This window comes from Polaromonas sp. P3_C2 (assembly GCF_056402675.1).
The window spans coordinates 1-2,975 of sequence record NZ_JBFUGX010000524.1 but is presented as its reverse complement, the minus strand read 5'-3'; the positions used below and the strand labels follow the sequence as shown (position 1 = coordinate 2,975).

Here is a 2,975-nt window from a genome sequence, read left to right as displayed (position 1 = left end):
TATTTATCCTGCCAGCGTGCAGGGCAGCCAGGCAGCCGGCGAATTGCGCGCCGCTTTGCTCAAAGCCTATCAGCGGCGATCCCAGGACCGCGTGGATGTCTTGCTGGTGGTACGCGGTGGCGGCGCCATGGAAGACCTGTGGGCTTTTAATGATGAGCAGCTCGCCCGAACCCTGGTGGAATCGCCCATGCCAGTGATTAGCGGGGTAGGGCATGAAACCGATTTCACGATCGTCGATTTTTGCGCTGACGTGCGTGCGCCCACGCCGACCGCCGCGGCAGAACTCTGCGCGCAGCCCCAAGCGGTGTGGTTGGGTGCGCTCGACATGGCCGTGTCGCGGCTGCAAAACGGCGTAGACCGCCAGCTGGAGTCGCACAACCAGCGCCTGGACTGGGCGGCTTCCCGGATTAGCCGGCCGTCGCATCTGGTTACCAGGCAGCATGCCCGCCTGGCCGGGCTCGGCCAGAGCCTGAGCCATGCAGCGCGTTTGGCACTGCAGCACGAACAGCGCAAGCTACAGGTCTTGGGCAGCAATTTTCCGCACGAAGTGCAAGGCAGCCTGCAGCGCGGCCGGCAGCGCATCGAGCGCGCGCAGTTAAGGCTTGAGTTGCTGGACCCCAAACTGGTTCTGAAGCGCGGCTACGCCTGGCTTGCCGACCTTCAGGGGCAACCCATTACAAGCCGCGAAAAGACCCATGTGGGGCAACCTGTACGCGCTACCCTTGCCGACGGCGAGGTCGATTTGACAGTTTCTGCGCGCAGACTGATTTAGTTTTTACAATGACATCGTTAAAAGCAGTTTATTCATCACCACGAGGAAAAAATCATGGAACACAAACTCCCCCCGCTACCGTACCCGATCGACGCCCTGGCGCCGCATTACAGCCAGGAAGCCTTTGAATACCACCATGGCAAGCACCACAATGCTTACGTGGTGAACCTCAACAACCTGCAAAAGGGCACTGAGTTTGAAGCCATGACGCTCGAAGAGATCGTCAAGAAATCCAGTGGTGGTGTGTACAACAATGCTGCCCAGATCTGGAACCACACCTTCTTCTGGAGCTGCATGAAGCCCGCTGGCGGCGGCGAGCCTGGCGGCGCACTGGCTGCAGCCATCAATGCCAAGTTTGGCTCTTACGCTGCGTTCAAAGAGGCTTTCGTCAAGTCGGCCGTTGGCAATTTCGGTTCCGGCTGGACGTGGCTTGTAAAAAAAGCCGACGGCACGGTTGATATTGTCAACACCGGCCCGGCAGGTACCCCGCTCACCACTGCCGATAAGGCCTTGCTGACGGTGGATGTCTGGGAGCATGCCTACTACATTGACTACCGCAACCTGCGTCCGAAATTTGTCGAGACCTTCCTCTCCAATCTGGTGAACTGGAGTTTTGCCGAGGCCAACTTCGCCTGAGGCGAGAGGCCTTCGCCCACAAAAAAGCCGACATGAGTCGGCTTTTTTGTTTTAAAAGCGAGAAATCAGCGCTTCGCCTCGAAAATCGGGCCGCCCAGTTTGCTGCCGGCCTTGATGCGTTTTCGCGCAAACCAGCCCTTGTTCATTTCCAGGACAAAGCGCACGGGTTGGGCAGAGCAGTGTGGGTCTGTGGTTTGAGGTTTCATGTCGGCGAGGTTCACGATGGTGCCGTCATCCGCCACAAAGGCGGCGGTCAGCGGCAGCAAGGTGTTTTTCATCCAGAAGCACTGCTGGGCTGGCTGCTCGAAGATAAAAATCATGCCTTCCTGTTGCGGCATTTCCTTGCGGAACATCAGGCCGATTTGCCGCTGTTCCGGCGTGAGGGCCACCTGCGCATCAATCAGGTGCATGCCGGCCGACAGCTTGACGCGCTGTAAATTCATCTGGGGGCCGTCCTGCGCCGAAGCACCCAGGGGCACGAACAGGGCGGCAACAGCCAGCATCTGGGTGAGGCCCTTGAACGCCCCACGAAACAAGACGGTACCGGGTTTGAAAAACATAGAGTCACCACGCATGAAGTTGATCGGCCAGCATAAACGACGCGCATAAAAAATGCCCGCACGCGGCGGGCATTTTGACCGAAGTCACCAGGAATTACTTCTTGGCTTCAGCTTTTGCTTTTTTGGCGGCAGCAGCTTCGGCTTTCTTGGCTGCAGCGGCTTCAGCTTTTGCTTTCTTGTCAGCAGCAGCTTTTTCTTTCTTTGCGGCCTTGGCAGCAGCTTTTTCTTCTTTGGTCATTTTGGCTGGCTTGGCTTCAGCTTTGGCTTCTGCTTTTGCAGCGGGAGCGGCTGGCGTTGCGGCAACAGCTGGCTTGGCTGGAGTAGCCGCAGGAGCGGAAGCTTGTGCGAAAGCACCAGCAGCGAAGAGGCCAGCGATCAAAGCAGCGAGGATTTTGTTCATTTGGAATTTCCTTTGATAACGTTATTGGAAAAAATACCCCGAACTTCTCGGAGGCCCTACCGTAACGAGGCCGGTTCCAAAGCCGTTGACACGATGCCCCCAAATTCTTTTGCTGTATGGTTTTACGGCTAGAATTTAGGGGTTTTTACCTAACTGTTGCGTGGCGTGCCCCTGGACGCCTTGCGCTTACCGGAGACTTTTGTTCATGTATCAGCACATCAAGGTGCCTTCCCAAGGCCAAAAAATCACTGTCAATGCCGACAACTCGTTGAACGTACCTGACGAACCCATCATTCCGTTCATTGAAGGCGACGGCACCGGCGCAGACATTACGCCGGTTATGCTGAAAGTGGTTGATGCTGCTGTTGCCAAAGCCTACGGCGGCAAGAAAAAGATCCACTGGATGGAAGTGTTTGCCGGTGAGAAGTCGACCAAGGTCTATGGCCCGGACGTCTGGCTGCCAGAAGAAACCCTGCACGCTGTTCGTGACTACGTCGTGTCGATCAAGGGTCCGCTGACGACCCCTGTGGGCGGCGGCATCCGCAGCCTGAACGTTGCGCTGCGCCAGGAGCTGGATCTTTACGTCTGTCTGCGCCCCATCCAGTAT

Annotated in this window: 5 protein-coding genes; 3 read left to right on the top strand and 2 right to left on the bottom strand. The window is 57.1% G+C overall.

The features are described 5' to 3' along the window. Together xseA and AC1DWI_RS18320 are read left to right on the top strand one after the other, a co-directional pair. A partial coding sequence (gene xseA, locus AC1DWI_RS18325) for an exodeoxyribonuclease VII large subunit (protein ID WP_477725387.1) occupies positions 1–772 on the top strand: 772 nt, incomplete at its 5' end. A 54-nt stretch (positions 773–826) separates the two neighbouring features. Beyond that, complete coding sequence (locus AC1DWI_RS18320) at positions 827–1,408, top strand: Fe-Mn family superoxide dismutase (protein WP_431096247.1); 582 nt, start codon at positions 827–829, stop codon at positions 1,406–1,408. 65 nt (positions 1,409–1,473) lie between these two features. On the opposite strand, the gene AC1DWI_RS18315 is transcribed toward AC1DWI_RS18320, so the two are convergent. Further along, positions 1,474–1,968, bottom strand: a complete 495-nt coding sequence (locus AC1DWI_RS18315; RefSeq protein WP_477669427.1) for a DUF192 domain-containing protein — start codon at positions 1,966–1,968, stop codon at positions 1,474–1,476. A 94-nt stretch (positions 1,969–2,062) separates the two neighbouring features. Next, a complete protein-coding gene (locus AC1DWI_RS18310) occupies positions 2,063–2,368 on the bottom strand; it encodes a hypothetical protein (RefSeq protein WP_457280763.1) in 306 nt (101 codons plus the stop codon). A 199-nt stretch (positions 2,369–2,567) separates the two neighbouring features. Between AC1DWI_RS18310 and AC1DWI_RS18305 the strand changes: the two genes are divergently transcribed. Continuing rightward, on the top strand, positions 2,568–2,975 hold a 408-nt coding region (locus AC1DWI_RS18305; protein ID WP_477725386.1), incomplete at its 3' end, for an isocitrate/isopropylmalate family dehydrogenase.